Genomic DNA, 18,909 nt, shown 5'->3' on the forward strand with positions numbered 1-18,909 from the left:
TTCCGTGGAGGCGTTCATCCTCCGCCTACCGAAGGAGGGAGCTCCCCCGGAGCGCTACCGCACTGCCCCGCATGTGCGCAGCATCTACCCCTCCCACGACGAGATCCTTCTCGTGCGGATCGCCACAGACAACGCCGTGGGCTGGGGTGAGGCGCTGACCCCCGTGACGCCTGAGGCGCCCGCGGCCATCGTGACCGAGCTGCTCGCCGGGATGGTGATCGGCACGGTTGCCGGCCCGCCAGCTCCGCTGACCTTCCGGATGCAGGAGACGATGCGCGAGCGCGGCCACATGTCCGGCCACCACATGGATGCGGTGGCAGCGGTGGACATCGCGCTGTGGGACCTGTGGGGCCGGACCCTCGGTCAACCCGTGCACGCGCTCCTGGGCGGCGCCTATCGTGACGCCGTCCCGGTCTACCTGACCTCCGTGCCCGGTGACACCCCTGAGGAGAAGGCGAGGGGCGCCGTCATGGGCTATCGCGACGGACACCGGCGGATGAAGCTGCACCTGAGCATGGAACCTGCTGGAGTGCTCGCCACGGTCGATGCGGTGCAGAGTGCGCTCGATGGGTCGGTGCAGGTGGCCGTGGACACCCACTGGGTGCACGACGTGGCGACGGCGCGGCCGCTGGGCCGGGCCTTCGACGAGCGCGGCGTCTGGTTCTTCGAGGCGCCTCTGGCCCCCGAGGACATCGACGGGCACCAGGTCCTGGCCGCGGGAATGGCGACGCCGGTGGCGGTCGGGGAAGCCATGCGGAACCGATTCGAGTTCGCACACTGGGCCACCAGGAACGCCATGCAGATCGCCCAGCCCGACATCGGCCGTACCGGGATCAGCGAAGGCACCGCCATCGCCACGGCCCTGGCGGCGCACCACGTGCCGATCGCACCCCATCACTCGATGGCGACCTCGCTCGCCTACGCTGCAGGGCTGCACGTCGCAGCCAGCGCCGAGCGCGTGCTGGCGATGGAGTTCGGACCGGGGACGGTGGAGAAGTCCAGGCCGCTGATGGACGCGTGGTTCATGGACGCGCCGGTCACCGATGGGGCGATCGCGCTCTCGGACCGCCCGGGACTCGGGGTCGAGGTCGACGAGGCTGCTGTGCGGGCGCTGGCCGGGGAGGGCTGATGCCGGCGAAGGTCCTGCTCCGTTCGGGATGGCAGACCGTGAACATCGGCGATGTGGCGCACTCACCCGGGACATTGCGGGCATTCCAGCACGCGGCGCCTGATGCAGAGCTGGTGTTCTGGCCCCGGGTGCTGGGGGAGCGCGAGCGGGAGATGTTCCGCCGGCACTTCCCAGATGTGCAGGTGGTGGACGGTGCGCTGGACGAGGCGGGCCGACCGGACACTGCGGAACTGGCCCACGCCTGGGACACAGCTGACGTCCTCGTCCACGGGTCGGGACCTGGGCCGGTGTGCCGCGCGGATCTGCGCGCCTGGCAGCGTGAGAGCGAGCGACCGAGTGGGTTCTTCGGAATCACGGTCGATCCGTGGGAGGCTCCCGAGCCGGCCACGCTGGATGAGCAGGCGGTGATGATCGATACCTTGCCCGAGTCGTATCTGGGTGCCGAGCGCGACGTCTTCGACCACTCGGCGTTCATGTACTGCCGCGACTCGCTCTCCGCGCGCTTCCTGCGGCGGCAGAACGTCGCGAGCCCGGTGCTGGGATTCGGCCCCGATGCGACGTTGGTGCACGATCGCCACGACGAGGACGCGGCCAGTGACGTGAGCGCCGCCTATGGCCTGAGGGAGGGCGACTTTCTCTGCGTCCTTCCGCGGTTGCGGTTCACCCCGTATCACCGGATCCCGGAGAAGGGTGTCGCGGCGCGTCCGGAGAACTGGCGGCGTGACGCGGTGAATGCACTGCACACCGAAGCCGACATGCTGCCGCTGCGGTCGGCGATTACCGCTTGGGTGCGCGACGGCGGCGGACAGGTACTCATCTGCCCCGAGATGATCCACGAGGTCGAGGTGGGGGAGCGATACCTGGCCCACGGCTACCCGCCCGATGTGCAACGCCATGTGCACCACCTCGACCGGTACTGGGAGCTGACCGAAGCGGCAGCTGTCTACGCCCGCGCCGCGGGGGTGCTGTCGGCAGAGTGCCACTCGCCGCTGCTGGCCGCCGTGTGCGGCACGCCGGCGCTGTACGTGCGCCAGCCCACCGACACGATCAAGGGGCAGATGTATCCCGACCTCGGCCTGCCGATGGTGGAGCTGGAGCGCGACGGTACACCTGCGATCCTGTCGTGGTTACGCGAGCTCTGCGAACGTCCCGATGACCTGCGAGTTGACACTGTGCGGGCGCAGCTGCGGGCACGGAGCGTCATCGAGGAGATGGCACGTACAGTGCTGGCGACGGTGTGACATCCGCGAGTGCGGTACTGCGAGCCATTGCCCGCCGGTCCCGCGAATGGTTCGATGGATGTGACGCCGCTCACGCAGCCGCGTCGACTCCGAACCGATCGACCGAAAGCACCGGTGCCACGATGTCCGATCAGCTCACTCTCGACCCTGCGACCACGGCCGTTGTCCTCATCGAGTACCAGAATGAGTTCACCTCGCCTGGCGGCGTGCTGCACGAGGCCGTCTCGGCAGTCATGGACAAGACCGAGATGCTCCCGAAGACCACGGCTTTCGTGGAGGCCGCCCGGAAGGCCGGCTGCACGATCATGCACGCCCCGATCACGTTCGCACCCGGCTACGGGGAGCTGACGAAGCACCCCTACGGGATCCTCGCCGGAGTGGTTGACGGCAACGCCTTCGTCAAGGGCACCTGGGGTGCCGCGATCGTCGACGACCTCACGCCGGCTGAGGGTGACATCCTCATCGAGGGCAAGCGCGGGCTCGACACCTTCGCCAGCACCAACCTCGACTTCATCCTGCGCAGCAAGGGAATCACCACCGTGATCCTCGGCGGATTCCTCACCAACTGCTGTGTGGAGTCGACCATGCGGTCCGCCTACGAGAACGGCTACCGGGTGATCACCCTGACCGACTGCGTGGCAGCCACCTCGGTGGAAGAGCACGACAACGCCATCACCTACGACTTCCCGATGTTCTCCCAGCCGATGGAATCGGCCGAGGTGGCCAAGGCGTTCTGATCCTCGCTCCTCAGAACGGCCGGTACCGCGAGGTCAGCGGGCACTCGAACGGGTCTGCCTCCCCGAGACCGACCCGGTTGAGGTACCGGATGACGATCCCGTAGGACTCGAACAGACCTGCCTCGGTGTACGGGATGTTCTTCTCGGCGCAGTACTCACGCACCATCGGCTGCACCAGCGGAAGGTTCACGCTCGGCATCCGCGGGAAGAGGTGGTGCTCGATCTGGTGGTTCAGCCCGCCCATGGCCCAGAAGACCGGACGGCCCCCACGGATGTTGCGGGAAGTGAGCACTTGACGGCGCAGGAAGTCGATCGTCTCGCGCTCGGCCAGTAGCGGCATGCCCTTGTGGTTCGGGGCGAAGCTGGCGCCCATGTACACCCCGAAGACCATGAGCTGGACTGCGAGGAACGCCAGTCCCCACCACGGTCCCAGCGTCACGATCACCAGGGCCGGGAATCCGAGCAGCCGGATCGCCAGGAACAGCGCCTCGACCCGGCGGTAGCTCAGGTCTCGCTCCTCGACCAGCGTGCGCACGGCGCTGACATGCAGGTTGAGCCCCTCCAGCGTCAGCATCGGAAAGAACAGCCACCCTTGCCGCCGGGTGATCCACCCGATGATCCCCGTACGTCCGGGCGCATCCTGCGGGTCGAAGACCAGGGCGCCAGTGGCGATGTCCCCATCCTTGCCGATCGTGTTGGGGCGGTCGTGGTGCTTGCCGTGCTTGCGTGCCCACCAGCCATGACTGAGCCCGACCACCAGGTTCGCGATGACCCGCGAGAGCCACTCGTTGCGGCTGGAGGAACTGAACACCTGCTGGTGCGCCGCATCGTGACCGAAGAACGCGGCCTGAGTCAGCAGCACACCGAACAGTCCGGCCACGGCGAACTGCCATGGGCTCTGTCCCAGCGTCAGCAGCAACGCAACGGCGCCCGCGAAGGCAGACGCCAGCACGACGGCCCGGAGTATGTACCAGCCTGGCCGGCGGCGCATCAGACCCGAAGCCTTCACCCGGCGGGACAACTCCAGGAAGTCCTTCGCGGGGTTCACGCGCGCTGCCCGGCGTGGGGCAGCCTGGGCCGGTGGGGGCGCGAGGGTGTCGATCGTCGTCATGTCTGGCACGTTAGGAACGAGGTTCGACCCGGCGCGTCACCCGCACGAGCCATTCTGATGCCCCTACTCAGGTAGGGGAGTGCCGTGGTCCGTCAGCCGCCGTCGACCGGGATCCGTGCATACAGCCGGTATCCGCCCTCGGCGCGTGGCCCCGCCTCGACCGTGCCACCCACCGTGGTGACGCGTTCACGGATGCCTGCCAGTCCCAACCCTGAGCCTGGCGCGTTCTCCTCATCGGAGACCGGCGCCGAGTTCAGCACCTGCACCGTGACCGCGCCCGCCTCGGTCGCCACTGTGACGTCCACCGTGGACCCGGGAGAGTGCCGAAGGGCGTTGCTCAGCCCCTCCTGGACCACCCGGAACGCCGTCAGCCCGACCGCCGGGGAAACCGTGGTGTCGGGGCCGGAATAGCTGATCTGTGCGCCGGAGGCACGGGTGGCCTCAATGAGGTCAGGGATGTCAGCCACGGTGGGGACCGGAGCGGTGGGGACCTCGCCGGTGCGTAGCAACGCCAGCAGGGCGCGCATCTCGTTCAGCGCTTGGCGGGAGGATTCCGCGATGTCGTCGAACTCCTGCTGGATCTCCGGTGGGATACCGGGTTTGCGGTACCGCGCCGTCGTGGATTGGACGTTGATGACGGACATGCTGTGTGCGACCACGTCGTGCAGCTCGCGTGCGATCCGGTTGCGTTCCTCGAGGTCGCGGCGGCGCTGCAATTCCTCGGCGCTGACCCGCTCAGCCCGCTCGGCCCGGCCCAGATTACGCATCCACAAGCGCCCGAGAATCGCCAACATCCCCAGGCCGGCGCTGACCGAGGCGAGCACGATGGCGTTGGCCAGTCCGCCGTCGGGAATCTCCCCGGCGATCACCAGGAAGGCGCCTACGGTCAGCACGGCTCCGGCAGACCAGACCGCGGCGGCCCAGAGCCAGTGGTGGCGCAGCGCGATCACCACGATCACCAGGCAGTAGGCGATCACGGTCGTCACCGGCCACGGCCAGGGGCCGTGGGGAGCGACGTCTGCTCCGGTGAGATTCGCCGTGGCGAGCATCGTGCCCAGCGCCGAGAGCAGGATCACCGAACCCGCACCACCTGCCCAGCGCACCGCGAGCACGAGGGCGGCGCTCTGGGTCAGCGCCAGGACCATCGCGATCGCCGGCTGAACGCCGTGCACGCTGGCCAGCACCGGCCAGGTGACGGCGAGCAGGATCACCGCGGTGAAGCCGGTGCTGACCCATGCCCACCCGTTGGCGCCCATCACCAACGACGGGGCTGAGTACGGGCTGTCGGAGGGCCGCCCCGAACCGGCCGCCGATGGTGCTCCGCCCAGCAGGGCCTGGGTGATCACCCCATCCACCCGGGCGAGTCCGCGAATCACCCACGGCAGGCTGATCAGCGCACCCGCGCCGATCAGCAGGTTGATGACGGAATCGAGGACATACATCCCCCGTGCGCTCTGTGGGGCGAGTTCCGGGGCAATGAGCTCCAGCAGCAGTGGCCAACCGGTGCCCTCGCTCTGCTCACCGGGAATGAAGAGCTTCCAGAACCAGGAGGTCAGGCCGCCCAGGGCCACACCAAGCCAGGTCACCGCGAGCACGAAGGTGATCAATCGCATCGGGAAGGCGATGACCGTTTCGAACACCAAGTCGAGCCAGCGGCGTGGATCGGTCATCACCCGCATCAGACCGGTCACGCTCTTCTGGATCGGCCGGTAGCGCGGTCGTGCCACCGGCCGGCCCCAGGACCGCAGCCGGCTCCGGGAGAGGTCGGCCATGCTGGTTCCGAGCAACAACGTCATCGGCATGAGCAGCGCACCCAACCAGATCACGAAGGTGCCGATCGACAGCGCGCTCAACGGCACCAAGAAGCCGAAGCTCACCACGGCCAACGGCAGCCCGGGCAAGATGTAGCGGTAGTCCCGTGCCAGTCGAGCGAGCCGGGCGGATGATGCCTGCACGTCCATTCTCGGCACGCTATGGTCACCCCGTCTCACGTCGCGTCCCTCGTGGGAGCCAAACCGCCCCTACTTGCGAGGGATTTCTGCTCCGGTCGACGCACGCCGTCCGGTGCGCCGATAGTTTGGGACCCATGGTCCCTCATTCCACCCCCGGTACGTCGACGGACGAGCAGCGCGACATCCGGGTGGCGATCGTTGACGATCAGTCCATGATTCGTGCGGGATTCGCCGCACTGCTCGACGCTCAGCCGGGTATGACCGTGGTGGGAACCGCCGAGGACGGGCTCGGCATCACCGATCTGGTGCGCCGTACCCAACCGGACGTGGTGCTGATGGACATCCGCATGCCGAAGGTCAGTGGCCTCGACGCCACTCGTGCCATTGGTGCGATGCCCGGCACGCCGCCGCGCGTGGTCATCCTCACCACCTTCGACGCTGACGAGTACATCTTCTCCGCCCTGCGCGCCGGTGCCAGCGGCTTCCTGCTCAAGGACTCCCCTCCCGAAGAGCTGATCCACGCCGTGCGGGTGGTTGCCTCAGGCGAGGCGCTGCTCTCGCCGAGAGTGACCCGCTCGTTGATCGCCGACTACGCGGCACGGCCGCACCGCCCCTCCGGGCCGGGCCCGGAGCTGGGCGACCTCACCGAACGCGAGCTCGAGGTGATGGGCGCCGTGGCCCGTGGCTACTCCAACGCCGAGATCGCGAATGAGCTCTTCGTCTCCGAACAGACCGTCAAGACCCATGTCAGCCGCATCCTGAGCAAGCTGGCACTGCGCGACCGCACCCAGATGGTCATCACCGCCTATGAGTCCGGACTGGTCCGCCCAGAACGGTGAGCGCCCGGAACGCCCTCGACCTCGGCGTTGCGTCAGCGATCCGGCGGGGATCTACCTCGCGGTCGGCGGTGCGTAGGCAACGGCACCTGCGCGCATCAGCCACTCGCCACCGGCGGATTGTGAGATAGCTGGCCGCCAGTTTGTTAGATAGAAACGCGACAATTTGTTAAATTGGTTGGCATGGCGTACCGGGCGCGTGTGCTGGACCAGGTCCTCGACGAGTTGTTCCCGCATCTGGCGGCGATCGCGATCGAGGGCGCCAAGGGCGTGGGGAAGACCGCGACGGCCTCCGAGCGTGTCGAACGGGTGCTCGATCTCTCGCGTGAGTTCGTGCGGGATCGGGTCGCGGCACAGCCCGATGCGGAGGTTGCACGTGCCGGTCCGGTCCTGATCGACGAGTGGCAGCTGTACCCCCCGGTGTGGGACGCGGTGAAGCGGGCCGTCGACGCAGACCCGACCGGTGGCCGGATCCTGCTTGCCGGATCGGCCGGCGTGCCGTCCGGGGTGCGGATACATTCGGGTGCAGGGCGCATCGTCAGCGTGACCATGCGTCCGATGTCGATGGTCGAGCGTGGTGCCGCATCGCCTTCTGTGTCGTTGGCGGGTCTGCTCACCGGCGGACGCCAACGCGTGGGTGGGGACACCTCGTTCGGCGTGGCTGAGTATGCCGAGGAGATCGTCCGGTCAGGATTTCCGGCGATCCGCGCGTTGCCGCCGCGCGCTCGGGACGCCCAGCTGGACAGCTACCTCAGCCGGCTGGTCGAGCGTGAGCTCCCCGAGAGCGGGGCCGTCATCCGCCGGCCGGATTCGCTTCGGAAGTGGCTCAGCGCCTATGGGGCCGCCACGTCCACCACAGCGTCCTACACGACCATTCTCGACGCCGCGACACCCGGTGAGGATGACAAGCCGGTCCGCCAGACGGCGACCACCTACCGGGAACATCTGCTGCGCCTCTACATCCTTGACCCGGTCGAGGCCTGGCTGCCGATGTTCTCGCCGCTGAAGAGGCTGGGGGCGGCACCGAAGCATCACCTTGTTGACCCGGCCCTAGCAGCCCGCCTCCTCACGCTGGGTGGCGGTGATCTGTTGAGCGGAGCGGGCGACCGCGTCGCCGAGCGGACGGGAAGCATGTTCGGGGCACTCTTCGAGTCACTGGTGACTCAGTCCGTGCGGGTGTACGCGGACGCGGTCGGGGCGAACGTCGGTCATCTGCGCACTCGCGGCGGCGAACGCGAAGTCGACCTGATTGTCGAGGGCCCGGGAAATCGCGTTGTCGCCATCGAGGTCAAGCTGGCCGGCGGTCCGCCGCAAGACCGAGACGTTCGGCACCTGAACTGGCTTGAGGGACAACTCGGCGATCGGCTGGCGGACAAGGTGATCGTGACGACAGGTCCAGCTGCTTATCGGCGCCGCGACGGTGTCGCCGTGGTGCCGCTCTCCCTCCTTGGCCCGTGATATCCGGCGCGGTGATGCCCTACGCCCGGGTGCGCAGCGGGGAGAGCTGCCGGCCGCCGTCGTCGGCATTGCCCGGGTCGAGCCACGCCTCGAAGCCGGCGCGCACACCCGGCCACTCGCCGTCGGTGAGAGAAAACCACGCCGTATCCCGGCTACGCCCCTTCACCACGACCGCCTGCCGGAACGTGCCCTCGTAGCTGAAGCCGAGGCGGGCAGCGGCCTTGCGCGAGGGAGCATTCAGACTGTCGCACTTCCACTCGTAACGGCGATAGCCGAGCTCGTCGAAGACGTACCGCATCAGGAGGTAGTGCGCCTCGGTGGACGCCCAGGTGCGCTGTAACGCACGGGAGAAGGTGACCCACCCCACCTCGATCACGCCGTTGGTGGGGTCCTGGCGCATCAGCGCCAGCGTGCCCAGGGCACGCCCGGTGGAGTTGTCCACGACGGCGTAGTGCCAGGGGTCCATACTGCTCGCCGCGCCCTGTGCCCAGTCGCGATAGTCCTCCCGAGCGGTGAACGGGCCGACTCCGAGGTAGGTCCAGTCCCGAGCGTCGGGGGCAGCGGCGTACGCGTCATACAGATCGTCGGCGTGCCGGGCAGGCTCGAGGTGTTCCAGCGTGCAGTACCGGCCGCGGAGGGTCCCGGCCGCCGGGCGTTGCGCCGGACTCCAGTCCCGGACCACGTCGCCCACTGGCTGGCCGAACTCGTTCACCTCGGTCACGCTGCTCCTCTCATGCCTGCCATGTACGCGGGCGGCGGACCGATCATGTCAGAGTGGCCTCATGACTCGAGGAAGGCGGGGCAGATGAGCGCGGGAGACGACCACGGCCCGACGGGCGGCTTCACGGTGGACGTGTGGAGCGACGTCATGTGCCCGTTCTGCTACATGGGCGATGCGCTGCTCACGCAGGCGCTGGAGCAGTTCGGCCGGCCGGTCCAGGTGCGGTATCACAGCTTCCTCCTCATGCCCGACCTGACCAGCGATGTCCCGGTCTCCGTCGACGAGTTGCTCTCGAGCAAGCACGGCATCCCCCGCGAGCAGGCGGCCGCGATGAACGAGCAGGTGGCGGCGCGGGGGCGGGAGCTCGGACTCGACTACCGCTTCGACCGTGCGGCGGCGGTCACCACCCGGAAGGCGCACGAACTCAGTCATCATGCCGCCGGCCACGGCAGGCAGCGCGAGATGATCCAGCGCCTGTTCCGGGCCTACTTCACCGACGGGCTCAACATCGCCGACCCGCAGGTGCTCGGTGACCTCGCCGCCGAGACCGGGCTGGACCGGGAGGCCGCGCTCGCCGCGTTGGCCAGTGGCGAACATGCCGATGCCGTCGAGGAGGACCGGCGGCAGGCGCAGGAGATCGGCGTCACGGGCGTGCCGTTCTTCGTTTTCGCCGGCCGGTACGCCGTCTCGGGTGCTCAGCCGCTGGAGGTCTTCGTGCAGGCGCTGCAGACGAGCTGGGACGAGACCCGAGCCGCCGGTGCGCAGGCCCGGGCCTAGGCTGCATCTATGGCCACCGTCATCCTCGTCCGGCACGGACGTTCGACCGCCAACGTCGACGGCGTCCTCGCAGGGCGCACGCCAGGTGTACTGCTCGACGATCTCGGCCGGGAGCAGGCCGAGCGCACCGCGCAGCGACTCGCCGTGGTTCCCCTGGTGGAGGTGGTCTCCAGTCCGATCGAGCGGTGCGTGCAGACCGCCCGGACTCTCCTGGAGCAGCAGGACGATCTCGACTTGAGGCTGGATGAGGCCCTCACCGAGTGCGACTACGGGCGCTGGCAGGGCCTGTCGCTGGGCGACCTCGTCAAGGAGCCGCTGTGGCCGGTGGTCCAGAGCCAGCCCTCCGCGGTCGTCTTCCCCGGGGGTGAGTCGCTCGCGGCGATGCAGGCGCGCGCGGTGGGCGCCATCCGGCGCCGTGATGCTGAGATCGAGGCGAAGCACGGCGCGGGCGCGGTCTGGGCTGTGGTCAGCCACGGTGACATCATCAAGTCCGTCCTCGCCGATGCGCTGGGTATGCACCTCGACCTCTTCCAGCGTCTCAACGTGGGCCCGGCGTCCATCTCCGTGATCCGCTATGGCACCTCCAGGCCGGATGTGATCTCGACCAACACCGAGTTCGGTGACCTGACGTGGTTGCGTTCGGCCGCACCTGCGGCGGATGCGCCGGTCGGGGGCGGGGCCGGGCGCGAGAGCGCAGGCCTTCACGACGGCGGAGGTTCCGCCTCGTAGACTGGTCGCCATGCCGACCCTCGTCCATGAGTACGACTGGCCCGATCGTGTGATCGTCGGGACCGTCGGTCGTCCCGGTGAACGTACCTTCTACCTGCAGGTCCGACACGGCGCCCGCTCCACCAGCGTGGCGCTCGAGAAGGAGCAGTCCGTCCTGCTCGCCGAGAAGATGGACCAGTTGCTGGACGAGGTGTCGCAGAACCCTGACCACCCGGCCAGCGCCCCGAAGGGTGTACCGGCCGAACTGGTCGACACCGACCCCCTGGAGCAGCCGATCGAGGAGGACTTCCGCTCCGGTGCGCTGGGCCTGGGCTGGGATCCCCGGACGGCGCAGATCGTCATCGAAGCGTTTGCCCTGGAGGCCTCACAGGAGGGCGACGTGGACGGCCCGGATGAGGACGCCAGGTACGAGCCGAGCGAGGTGCTTCGCGTGCGGATCCCGGTCGGCACCGCACGCGCGTTCGCGCAGCGCACGCGCGAGGTCGCGCTCGCCGGACGCCCCATCTGCCCGCTCTGCGCCCGCCCCGTCGACCCGGACGGACACGTCTGCAACCTGCTCGATGACCAGTGAGAGACCGATCGCACTCGACGAGCAGGACCTGCAGGCCGGGGAACTGACGCTCGAGGGGCGGATCACCGTCGCCTCCAACGCGACGTTCGTCGGCAGGATCGGTGACGTCCGCGTCGTCTACAAACCAACTGCCGGCGAGCGGCCGCTGTGGGACTTCCCGGACCAGACTCTCGCACCTCGCGAGGTGGCCGCCTCCCTCGTCTCCGAGGCCCTTGACTGGCGGATCGTCCCCCGCACGTGGGTGCGTGACGGACCGCTCGGGCCCGGCATGGTGCAACTGTGGCAGGAGCCGGATGCGGAGCAGGATCCGGTGGACGTCGTCCGCTCGACCGCGGTGCCGCAGGGCTGGCGCACCGTGCTCGAAGGGCACGACGAGGGCGGTCAGACCGTCGCCGTCATCCACGAGGACTCTCCGGCCCTGCGCCGCATCGCCGTCTTCGACGTGCTCGTCAACAATGCCGACCGCAAGGGCAGCCACATCCTGCCGGCGACCGACGGTCACCGCTACGGCGTGGACCACGGAGTCAGCTTCCACACCGAGCCCAAGCTGCGGACGGTGCTGTGGGGATGGATCGGCGAAGCCCTCGATTCCGGCGAGATCGCCGGGGTGGAGCGGGTGGTCTCGGGGCTGAGCGGCGATCTCGGACAGCGGCTTTGTGCCTTGCTGAGCCAGCCGGAGGTCGAGGCCCTCGCCGCGCGATGCGACCATCTCCTCGCTACGGGGGTGTTTCCTCAGCCTGACGGGCATGCCCCAGCGGTTCCCTGGCCCTTGTTCTGATGGGCTCGGGAGAACCTCACGTGATCGCGGGCTACCGCAGGTACGGCTCCACCCAGGCCGACGCGATCCGCGCCGCGCGCTGAGCCTGCCCGGGCTCGGTCAGCAGGTGATCGGCCCCCTCCAGCGAGACGAAGCTGCGCGGATGGCGGGCCATCCGGAAGATCTCGCTGGCGTTGTCGATGCCGACGGTGTTGTCGATGGGGGAGTGCATGATGAGCAGTGGCCGGTCCAGGGTGCTGACCTTGTCCGTCAGGTCCGCGCTCCGCACATCCTCCACGAAGGCACGCTTGAGGGTCAGTGCCCGGCCGCCGACCAGCCACTCGGCGCTGCCGTCCTGGCAGGCGCGGCCGACCACCGCGTCGTAGTGACGTTCCACATTGCTCGGGTCCGAAGGTGCCCCGATGCTGACGACGGCGCCCACGTCGGCATCCCGGCCGGCGGCGATCGCGGCCGCACCACCCCAGGAGTGGCCTACCAGGACGGAGACGGGCATACCGCGCTCGGCCATGAATCGCGCGGCGGCCACCGTGTCGTGAACCTTCACGGTGAACGAGCCATCACCCCAGTCGCCGTCGGAGTCGGAGAGCCCCAGGGCGTCGAAGCGGAGCATCCCGATGCCCTCGGCGGCCAACTGCTTGCAGATACGCACAGCCGCGGGGGAGTCCTTGCCGAGGGTGAAGCCGTGCACGAAGATCCCCCATCCTCGTGTCGCGCCCTCGGGCACGTCGAGCACACCCGCGAGTGTCGGTCCCGTTGAGCTCGGGAAGCGCACCCGTTCGGCCATTCGTGATCCCTCCAGCATGAGTCCTCGGACGGACACCGTACCGCCTGCCACCGCGCCGACCCGGTGGTGGCCCGACATAGCCCAGAAGCCGAGAAGATCGGTCGCAGATGCGCGAATCCGCAGTCGCGCTAGGCTGCGGATGAGGGTCTGGGTGCACCCGGACCCGGCTGCAAGGAGCAGGCCATGGGCAAGGTGGACAGCGACTACCTGGTCGTCGGCGCCGGCGCCGCGGGTATGGCATTCACCGATGCGCTGATCGATCACAGTGACGCGAGCGTCACGCTGGTGGACCGGCGCCCTGGCCCGGGCGGGCACTGGCTGGACGCCTACCCGTTCGTACGCCTGCATCAGGCCTCCTCGTTCTACGGGGTGGCCTCGACGCTGCTCGGTGAGGGACGCCGTCAGACGCAGGGACCCGAAGCGGGACTGCACGAACGGGCAGACCGTGAGCAGATCTGCGCCTACTACCAGTCAGTACTGAACAATCGCCTCGTCGCGTCCGGGCAGGTGCGGTTCCTCCCGCGTAGCCACTACGACTGGGACCGGCGCGTACTCACGTGCGACGGCGCCCGGTACGAGGTGTCGCAGCGTTGCCGGATCGTGGACGCGCAGTACCTTGCCCCCGAGATCCCGGCGACGACCCCGCCGCCCTTCGAGGTCGCCGACCGGGCGCGCGTCGTGGCCGTCAACGATCTCCCGCGAGTGGACGATGCCCCGAGCCAGTACGTCATCGTGGGGTCGGGGAAGACCGCCACCGATGCTGTGATCTGGTTGCTCGGCCACGGCGTCGACCCGGAGGGGATCTGCTGGGTGCGGCCGCGTGAACCGTGGATGCTCAACCGCGCCAAGGTGCAGCCCGATCCGGACGTGTTCCTGGATATGGCGGCCGACATCTTCGAGAGTGCGGTGGCCGCGCGGTCGGTCGACGACCTGTTCCTCCGACTCGAAGAGGCCGGCGTGATGATGCGCATCAACCGGGCACTCACGCCCACGATGGCGCGGGCTCCCACACTGGCCACGTGGGAGCTGGACTCGCTGCGCAGTATCGAGAACGTGGTTCGACGTGGGCGCCTGCGGCGCGTGGAGCGAGGGCGGCTGATCCTCGACGGCGGCGCTGTGGACGTCCACGACGACGCTCTGATCGTGCACTGCGCAGCGCACGGGCTGCGCCATGAATCGTCGGTCCCGATCTGGGGGCGTGATGCGATCACGGTTCAGCCGACCCGGGCCGGGTTCCCGTGCTTCGGGGCAGCGCTCATCGGCTACATCGAAGCCACCCGGGCCGGCGACGATGCGAAGCACGATGATGCGAAGAACCGGGTGTGCCCCTCCTCGCCCTACCCGAGCACACCGGCGGACTGGGTAAGAACGAACATTCATGGAACGAGGTCGGCGATGGCGTTCGGTGCGGAGCCGGACATTGCCGCCTGGGCGCACACCGTGGCACTGAACCCAGCCCGCGTACCCGCTGGACTCAGCTCGCCGGCGTTGCAGGCCGTGCAGCACAGACTGGCCATACAGACCGGTCCGGGCCTGGCTGCGCTCGTCCGGCTCCACGATCGAGCGGTGTGAGGCTGCCGGAGCGCACAGGATGCTGGCCGAGGAGTCGATCAGATCTGCTAGCCTGCGGGAAGCCCAGCCTCCTTCGACCCGAAGAGATCCTGGGCAGACGCAACCGCGTCGGGCGTGTGGCCGGACTTCGTTTCCGAGTCGTGCGCCAGCGGTGAGGGCCGTTCCTATCCGGATCACTCTGAGCCCAGCGACCGTCCATGGTCTCGTGCGGACTCCCTGCCAGCGCGAGACGTGTGCCTCTCGTGTCCAGGAGTGTTCTCGTGTCCGTGCCCCTGTCTGCATCCTTACGCTCGACCCGGCGTCGGCCGGCCCTCCTTCCTCCCGGCGTCCCCGACGGGACGATGATGACAGGCGCCGAAGCGGTGGTGCGCTCCCTGGAGCGACTCGGGGTGCGCGACGTCTTCGGGATTCCCGGCGGATCCATCCTCCCCACCTACGACGCGTTGCTCTCCTCGACCCGGATCCGGCACGTGCTCGTCCGCCACGAGCAGGGTGCCGGGCATGCGGCCGAGGGCTACGCATGCACCACCGGTCAGGTCGGTGTCGCGATGGCAACCAGCGGCCCCGGCGCGACGAATCTCGTCACGGCACTCTTGGATGCCCAGCTGGACTCGGTGCCGCTGCTGGTGATCACCGGTCAGGTCTCCTCCCATGTGCTCGGAACAGACGCCTTTCAGGAAGCCGATATCGTCGGCATGACGCTCTCGGTGACCAAGCACTCCTTCCTGGTGACTGATCCTGCGGACATCCCCGCTGTTCTCGCGCACGCACACGCGCTGGCCACCTCCGGCCGGCCCGGGCCGGTGCTCGTGGACATCACCAAGGATGCGCAGCAGGAGACCGCGCCGTTCGTGTGGCCGACGTCGAACCCGCCCGGCGATCCCGAGCGAGCCGCCGGCCGCGTCCGCCACTCCCAGGTGCGACGGGCTGCGCAGGAGATCGCCGGAGCGCACCGGCCCGTGCTGTACGTGGGCGGGGGCGTGGTCCGTGGACGGGCCGCGGACGAGCTGCGCGAGCTGGCCGAGGTGGTGGGTGCCCCGGTGGTGACGACGCTCAATGCCCGTGGTGCCTTCCCCGATTCCCATCCGCTGGCACTGGGAATGCCCGGTATGCACGGAACGGTCCCCGCCGTGCTGGGAATGCAGCGCGCTGACCTGCTGATCGCCGTCGGTGCACGATTCGACGAGCGGGTCACCGGCGTCCGGAGTGGCTTCGCACCGCAGGCGCGCGTGGTCCATCTGGACGTCGACCCCGCCGAGATCTCCAAGGTTCGCCATGCCGATATCCCCATCGTTGCTCACGTGCGCTCGGCACTGCCTCAGCTGGCACAGGCTGTTCGGAGCATCGACCCGGCCGACCGAGCCAGCCTGGAGTCGTGGTGGGGCGAGTTGAACCGGCTCCGTCGTGACTTTCCACTCGGCTACCCGCCCGCCAGTGACGGACGGATCCCTGCCCAGCAGGTGATCCAGCAGCTCGGCCACCTCACCGGCCCGGAGGCCATCTACGCGACCGGCGTCGGGCAGCACCAGATGTGGGCCGCGCAGTTCCTGCCGTTCGAGCGCCCCTATGCGTGGCTCAGTTCAGGTGGCGCCGGGACGATGGGCTATGCCATCCCCGCGGCCATGGGTGCGAAGGTCGCCGCACCGGGGCGGGTGGTGTGGGCCATCGACGGTGACGGGTCGTTCCAGATGACGAACCAGGAACTGGCGACCTGCGCCATCGAAGGCATCCCCCTCAAAGTTGCCGTGATCAACAACTCCTGGCTCGGGATGATCCGGCAGTGGCAGACGTTGTTCTACGGGCAGCGGTACTCCCACAGTGACCTGGGGCCGCAGCGGCAGGCTCCGATCCCGGACGTGGTGGGTCTGGCCGAAGCGTACGGGTGCGTGGGAATGCGGGTGGAGCGTGAGGCCCAGATCGACGCCGCGATCGAGACGGCACTCGGGATCCATGACCGGCCAGTGGTCATCGACTTCGTGGTCAGTCGCGACTCGATGGTGTGGCCGATGGTGCCGCAGGGCGTCAGCAACGATCAGATTCGCTACGCGCACGAGCGTTCGTTCGGCGAGGAGTGACGGCCGCCTTCAGGCAGTTGCTCCGTGTCACGCCTTGGTCTGGTGTGGCCATTGCTCGATCGCCGCATCGATCCGCGCCCGGGTGCCCCGGTTGACCTGCTCCACCAGTTCTACGACGGTGCCGCCTGACATCCGAGCACCACCCGACTTCCGAGCCGACTTCCGAGGCGGCTTCCACGTGCCCACCACGACGCCGTCGACGAGTACCGCTGGCCGGAACACCCCGTTGCCGCCCGGCACGAGCGCACGCAGCGCCTCCGGGCTCGCGACCAGGGACCGGTCGGCGTAGCCGAGGATCCACTCGTCGAAACCGGGGACCAGGTCGATCTGCGGAGTCTCGTTCGCGGGCAGTCCGGACCCAGGCGCGTCGCTGTCTGGCTCCTGATCATCGGCGAGTATCCAGGAGGCGGTGCTGTCCACGCTCACCTCCACCAGGTCCTCGATCGTGGCCGCGGCCTTCCGCAGCTGTGTCTTCGGCAGTTTGGTCCACCACGCGAGGTCGGCGAGCGTCACCGGTCCGCGGGCGGCAACGTAGCTCCGGATCACCTGGGCCAGTGCCGCGTCCGGATCCGCTTCCGGGGAGGTGGTGGTCAGCTCGAGGAGTTGGTCGCCGGTCTCGGCGAATCGACCCCAGTGGATCAGTGCGTCCACCGCCAGATGCATCAGCAGGTGGTAGCCGCGCCCGTTCGCGGTAGCGATCCCCGCCGTGTCCCACAGCTCCAACGCCTCGCCACGGGTGCGTGGACGCTCCTGCAGCGCCTCGGCCAGCAGATCGCGTGCCCTCCCGATCGTGTGATCGTCCAAACCGAGTTGTTCCCGACGGCGGGTGGTCGCCCTGTGCGTCCGCTCCGCCGTGAGGGACAGCAGGGTGGCCAGGTGCCCTGGTGTGGTGGCGAACAGGGTGCCTCGCATCGGCCAGGACCGCACCAGGTGACCGGTATCGAAAGCCCGCCGGACGTCGTCGACGGTGGTGCCCGGACGCGAGCGGATCGCGATAGCCCGCAGCACAGCGGGCAGATCCTGACCCTGGAGCGCGACAGCGCGCTCGACCACCTCGCCCGGACTCAGACGGGATCCGCCCAGCAACTGCCGCTGCCGGCGCCGTCCACGCGCCAGCGGTACCGGGATCTCACGGCTCATGGCTGCACCCTCCGGCGGACCATGATGCGGTGCCGCCTGTCGTCGACGGGATTGTCCGGGTCGAGCTCACCATCCGCGGCGTGGCTGAACCCGGCCTTCTCCAGCGCCCGCCAGGAGCGCGTGTTGTCGGCATGGACTGCCACGACGACGTCACCGGAATCAGCGTGGACCGCCCACTGCTGACGCACGAGCCGGTCGATCATCTCCGGCCCGACGCCGCGACCGAGCGCCGACTCCTCCCCGATGAGGTAGTCGATGGACACGGCGTCCCCGGGTACGGGAAGGATCTGCCGCATCTGGGTGAGGTACTCGCGCTCATCGGAGTAGCGATACCACTGGATGAGCCCGATCGGCCGGTTGTCGAGGTGCACGATCCAGGTGGGGACGCGGTCGCGGCCGTCGATGCGAGGGCCGTACTCACGCTCGAGAGCGGCGGGATCGGACGGGTCGGCCCACCACCGCGCGACCGCTGACACCGTGAGCCACCGGCCCAGCAGCGGCAGGTCGGCCCGCGTCAGCGCGGTGAAGGTGAGGTACATGAGGACAGAACCTACGACCCGTCCTGGCGCCGCACCATCTCGGCGATCCACACCGGCGCATACGGGGACGTGCAGCCGGGCGAGGTCGGGTAGTCCTCCAGCACCCGCAGCCGCTCACCGATCGCGACTGCCCGGTTCCGGTGGCCCGGATGAGCGATCCCGATCTGCGCCAGGCACGTGTTCATCGCCCACTGCAGTCGCTCCGGGGCCTCGGCCATCTCGGCCTCGATCACTCCCAGCAGGTGGTCCACGTCGAGTCCGTCCGGCTCCTTCACCACCCGGTCCGCGGTGAGCGCCCACCCGGCGCTGGCAACCACGGGGTCGGAGTCGGCCATCCACACCTGCCGCAGCGCTTCCGTGTGCGGGCTCTTCTTCACCACGTAGTTCACGAGCCAGTCATGCACCTTCGGCGGGCGAGCCTGCCGGAGCATCGCATCGAGCTGCTCACGCTCGAACGCCTTCGGGCGGCAGATCAGCAGGGCGAGTAGCCGCGCCGCGGTGTCATCGGTGGCCCACAGCGCGAGCGCGAGGTCCTGCTGGGTCTTGAGTCGCTTCGCGATGGCACGGAGCTTGCTGAGATTCACCCCGTGATCGTCGCCTCGGGCCTCGTTGGCCTCCCGCATCTTCGGGTCCTCCAGCGCGGCAAGCTCGGCGAGCACGGCGTCCAGGTGCTCGTGCTGGTGTGCTGGCTCAGTCATCTCGTGCACCTCCGGGTTTCCTGCTCAGCCTAGGACGGACTCTGGCGCAGCCGGATGAAAA

General features: G+C 68.7%; 18 protein-coding genes. 11 read left to right on the forward strand and 7 right to left on the reverse strand.

The window, feature by feature from the left end; genetic code table 11:
• Positions 1-4 precede the first annotated feature (4 nt).
• The 3 genes from FV560_RS09610 to FV560_RS09620 all read left to right on the forward strand — a co-directional run bounded on the left by FV560_RS09610 (position 5) and on the right by FV560_RS09620 (position 3,107).
• On the forward strand, positions 5-1,129 hold the full coding sequence (locus FV560_RS09610; RefSeq protein WP_159621308.1) for a mandelate racemase/muconate lactonizing enzyme family protein: 1,125 nt from the start codon (positions 5-7) through the stop codon (positions 1,127-1,129).
• Positions 1,129-2,370, forward strand: coding sequence for a polysaccharide pyruvyl transferase family protein (locus FV560_RS09615; protein ID WP_159621309.1), 1,242 nt, complete (start codon positions 1,129-1,131; stop codon positions 2,368-2,370). Before FV560_RS09610 ends, FV560_RS09615 begins: the two co-directional genes overlap by 1 nt.
• A gap of 122 nt (positions 2,371-2,492) precedes the next feature.
• Positions 2,493-3,107, forward strand: coding sequence for a cysteine hydrolase family protein (locus FV560_RS09620; RefSeq protein WP_159621310.1), 615 nt, complete (start codon positions 2,493-2,495; stop codon positions 3,105-3,107).
• Positions 3,108-3,117: 10 nt separating this feature from the next.
• Here FV560_RS09620 and FV560_RS09625 read toward each other — a convergent pair whose 3' ends face one another.
• Entirely contained in the window at positions 3,118-4,218 is a 1,101-nt protein-coding gene (locus FV560_RS09625; RefSeq protein ID WP_159621311.1) for a fatty acid desaturase family protein, read from the reverse strand.
• Positions 4,219-4,310: 92 nt separating this feature from the next.
• On the reverse strand, positions 4,311-6,179 hold the full coding sequence (locus FV560_RS09630; RefSeq protein ID WP_159621312.1) for a sensor histidine kinase: 1,869 nt from the start codon (positions 6,177-6,179) through the stop codon (positions 4,311-4,313).
• A 125-nt stretch (positions 6,180-6,304) separates the two neighbouring features.
• Between FV560_RS09630 and FV560_RS09635 the strand changes: the two genes are divergently transcribed.
• A complete protein-coding gene (locus FV560_RS09635; protein ID WP_159621313.1) occupies positions 6,305-7,009 on the forward strand; it encodes a response regulator in 705 nt (234 codons plus the stop codon).
• Positions 7,010-7,189: 180 nt separating this feature from the next.
• Positions 7,190-8,464: an ATP-binding protein gene (locus tag FV560_RS09640; protein WP_159621314.1), complete on the forward strand. Its 1,275-nt coding sequence runs from the start codon at positions 7,190-7,192 to the stop codon at positions 8,462-8,464.
• A gap of 19 nt (positions 8,465-8,483) precedes the next feature.
• Here the strand turns inward: FV560_RS09640 and FV560_RS09645 are convergent, their stop codons facing one another.
• Complete coding sequence (locus FV560_RS09645) at positions 8,484-9,185, reverse strand: GNAT family N-acetyltransferase (protein WP_159621315.1); 702 nt, start codon at positions 9,183-9,185, stop codon at positions 8,484-8,486.
• An 84-nt stretch (positions 9,186-9,269) separates the two neighbouring features.
• Here FV560_RS09645 and FV560_RS09650 point away from each other — a divergent pair, with 84 nt between their 5' ends.
• Genes FV560_RS09650 through FV560_RS09665 form a run of 4 tightly spaced genes read left to right on the forward strand, consistent with a single transcriptional unit; the run spans position 9,270 to position 12,040 of the window.
• Positions 9,270-9,962: a DsbA family oxidoreductase gene (locus FV560_RS09650; RefSeq protein ID WP_159621316.1), complete on the forward strand. Its 693-nt coding sequence runs from the start codon at positions 9,270-9,272 to the stop codon at positions 9,960-9,962.
• 9 nt (positions 9,963-9,971) lie between these two features.
• The gene (locus FV560_RS09655) at positions 9,972-10,691 is read left to right on the forward strand and encodes a histidine phosphatase family protein (protein ID WP_159621317.1); all 720 of its coding nucleotides are present in this window, start codon (positions 9,972-9,974) and stop codon (positions 10,689-10,691) included.
• 10 nt (positions 10,692-10,701) lie between these two features.
• Entirely contained in the window at positions 10,702-11,262 is a 561-nt protein-coding gene (locus FV560_RS09660; protein ID WP_159621318.1) for a DUF3090 domain-containing protein, read from the forward strand.
• Positions 11,252-12,040, forward strand: a complete 789-nt coding sequence (locus FV560_RS09665) for an SCO1664 family protein (RefSeq protein ID WP_159621319.1) — start codon at positions 11,252-11,254, stop codon at positions 12,038-12,040. Before FV560_RS09660 ends, FV560_RS09665 begins: the two co-directional genes overlap by 11 nt.
• Before the next feature lie 31 nt (positions 12,041-12,071).
• Here the strand turns inward: FV560_RS09665 and FV560_RS09670 are convergent, their stop codons facing one another.
• Entirely contained in the window at positions 12,072-12,824 is a 753-nt protein-coding gene (locus tag FV560_RS09670) for an alpha/beta hydrolase family protein (protein ID WP_159621320.1), read from the reverse strand.
• A gap of 183 nt (positions 12,825-13,007) precedes the next feature.
• On the opposite strand from FV560_RS09670, the gene FV560_RS09675 reads away from it, so the two are divergent.
• Positions 13,008-14,396 (forward strand): NAD(P)-binding protein, encoded by a 1,389-nt coding sequence (locus tag FV560_RS09675; RefSeq protein WP_159621321.1) that lies wholly within the window; start codon positions 13,008-13,010, stop codon positions 14,394-14,396.
• Positions 14,397-14,737: 341 nt separating this feature from the next.
• On the forward strand, positions 14,738-16,471 hold the full coding sequence (locus FV560_RS09680) for an acetolactate synthase large subunit (protein ID WP_159621389.1): 1,734 nt from the start codon (positions 14,738-14,740) through the stop codon (positions 16,469-16,471).
• Between the two features lie 27 nt (positions 16,472-16,498).
• Here the strand turns inward: FV560_RS09680 and FV560_RS09685 are convergent, their stop codons facing one another.
• Genes FV560_RS09685 through FV560_RS09695 form a run of 3 tightly spaced genes read right to left on the reverse strand, consistent with a single transcriptional unit; the run spans position 16,499 to position 18,848 of the window.
• Complete coding sequence (locus tag FV560_RS09685) at positions 16,499-17,611, reverse strand: winged helix DNA-binding domain-containing protein (protein ID WP_159621322.1); 1,113 nt, start codon at positions 17,609-17,611, stop codon at positions 16,499-16,501.
• On the reverse strand, positions 17,608-18,150 hold the full coding sequence (locus FV560_RS09690; RefSeq protein ID WP_159621323.1) for a GNAT family N-acetyltransferase: 543 nt from the start codon (positions 18,148-18,150) through the stop codon (positions 17,608-17,610). Before FV560_RS09690 ends, FV560_RS09685 begins: the two co-directional genes overlap by 4 nt.
• An 11-nt stretch (positions 18,151-18,161) precedes the next feature.
• The gene (locus FV560_RS09695) at positions 18,162-18,848 is read right to left on the reverse strand and encodes a DNA alkylation repair protein (protein WP_159621324.1); all 687 of its coding nucleotides are present in this window, start codon (positions 18,846-18,848) and stop codon (positions 18,162-18,164) included.
• Positions 18,849-18,909 lie beyond the last annotated feature (61 nt).

The sequence above is a fragment of the Ruania rhizosphaerae genome (genome assembly GCF_009805705.1).
GTDB lineage: Bacteria > Actinomycetota > Actinomycetes > Actinomycetales > Beutenbergiaceae > Ruania > Ruania rhizosphaerae.

Excerpts from the sequence above, each read along its gene's own strand:
- FV560_RS09615 (WP_159621309.1), top strand. The coding sequence starts at position 1,129 with ATGCCGGCGAAGGTCCTGCTCCGTTCGGGATGGCAGACCGTGAACATC.
- FV560_RS09620 (WP_159621310.1), top strand. The coding sequence starts at position 2,493 with ATGTCCGATCAGCTCACTCTCGACCCTGCGACCACGGCCGTTGTCCTC.
- FV560_RS09625 (WP_159621311.1), bottom strand. The coding sequence starts at position 4,218 with ATGACGACGATCGACACCCTCGCGCCCCCACCGGCCCAGGCTGCCCCA.
- FV560_RS09630 (WP_159621312.1), bottom strand. The coding sequence starts at position 6,179 with ATGGACGTGCAGGCATCATCCGCCCGGCTCGCTCGACTGGCACGGGAC.
- FV560_RS09635 (WP_159621313.1), top strand. The coding sequence starts at position 6,305 with ATGGTCCCTCATTCCACCCCCGGTACGTCGACGGACGAGCAGCGCGAC.
- FV560_RS09640 (WP_159621314.1), top strand. The coding sequence starts at position 7,190 with ATGGCGTACCGGGCGCGTGTGCTGGACCAGGTCCTCGACGAGTTGTTC.
- FV560_RS09650 (WP_159621316.1), top strand. The coding sequence starts at position 9,270 with ATGAGCGCGGGAGACGACCACGGCCCGACGGGCGGCTTCACGGTGGAC.
- FV560_RS09655 (WP_159621317.1), top strand. The coding sequence starts at position 9,972 with ATGGCCACCGTCATCCTCGTCCGGCACGGACGTTCGACCGCCAACGTC.
- FV560_RS09660 (WP_159621318.1), top strand. The coding sequence starts at position 10,702 with ATGCCGACCCTCGTCCATGAGTACGACTGGCCCGATCGTGTGATCGTC.
- FV560_RS09665 (WP_159621319.1), top strand. The coding sequence starts at position 11,252 with ATGACCAGTGAGAGACCGATCGCACTCGACGAGCAGGACCTGCAGGCC.
- FV560_RS09670 (WP_159621320.1), bottom strand. The coding sequence starts at position 12,824 with ATGGCCGAACGGGTGCGCTTCCCGAGCTCAACGGGACCGACACTCGCG.
- FV560_RS09675 (WP_159621321.1), top strand. The coding sequence starts at position 13,008 with ATGGGCAAGGTGGACAGCGACTACCTGGTCGTCGGCGCCGGCGCCGCG.
- FV560_RS09680 (WP_159621389.1), top strand. The coding sequence starts at position 14,738 with ATGATGACAGGCGCCGAAGCGGTGGTGCGCTCCCTGGAGCGACTCGGG.
- FV560_RS09685 (WP_159621322.1), bottom strand. The coding sequence starts at position 17,611 with ATGAGCCGTGAGATCCCGGTACCGCTGGCGCGTGGACGGCGCCGGCAG.
- FV560_RS09690 (WP_159621323.1), bottom strand. The coding sequence starts at position 18,150 with ATGTACCTCACCTTCACCGCGCTGACGCGGGCCGACCTGCCGCTGCTG.
- FV560_RS09695 (WP_159621324.1), bottom strand. The coding sequence starts at position 18,848 with ATGACTGAGCCAGCACACCAGCACGAGCACCTGGACGCCGTGCTCGCC.